At 46.2% G+C, this 493-nt stretch carries 1 protein-coding gene; it reads right to left on the bottom strand.

What is annotated here, in order from left to right:
• Positions 1 to 148 precede the first annotated feature (148 nt).
• A partial coding sequence (locus KMS84_RS43810; protein WP_256921281.1) for a hypothetical protein occupies positions 149 to 493 on the bottom strand: 345 nt, incomplete at its 5' end.

Genomic DNA, 493 nt, shown 5'->3' with positions numbered 1-493 from the left:
GATTAATATCTGGCTTTTTAGCAACCTCTCCCTAATTGTACTTATTAAATAATTTTTCAGCATCAAAGATAAATCCTGAGATGGATTATTCACTTTAAACTGAAAAGCAGCTAGAAATTTAAATACTCTCTTCGCCGGGCTCTTACTTTCAACGGGAGCCAGTAGCACTATCTCCTAGAATATTTTCACCATCCTGTGCAGTGTCCTTCCAGCGGCATAGAAGCAGTTGGCTCGCGTTCGTTTCAGTGATTATTTTGCAACCAACGTCTACAGGTAGATCAGAATCGCTGTCGCGCAAACGCCTGGAAAGGTAGAACGATCTGTCGCGAGGCCACTTGTCAGGATCTTTGATGCTTTTGGACATTCCCCGGCTATAAAACTCCGACGAATACGAGCGGCGGCCAGGATAAATCAGGGGGCCCGATTGAGACGACTGCACATCCAGCCAGGCCTGCACTAAATCTCGCTGGTTCTGAGGACGATCCTCAAGCAC

The sequence above is a fragment of the Streptomyces hilarionis genome (assembly GCF_024539675.1).
GTDB classification, from domain to species: Bacteria; Actinomycetota; Actinomycetes; order Streptomycetales; family Streptomycetaceae; genus Streptomyces; species Streptomyces hilarionis.
Note: the sequence above shows the minus strand (reverse complement) of the source record. Positions and strands in the feature narration are given on the sequence as shown.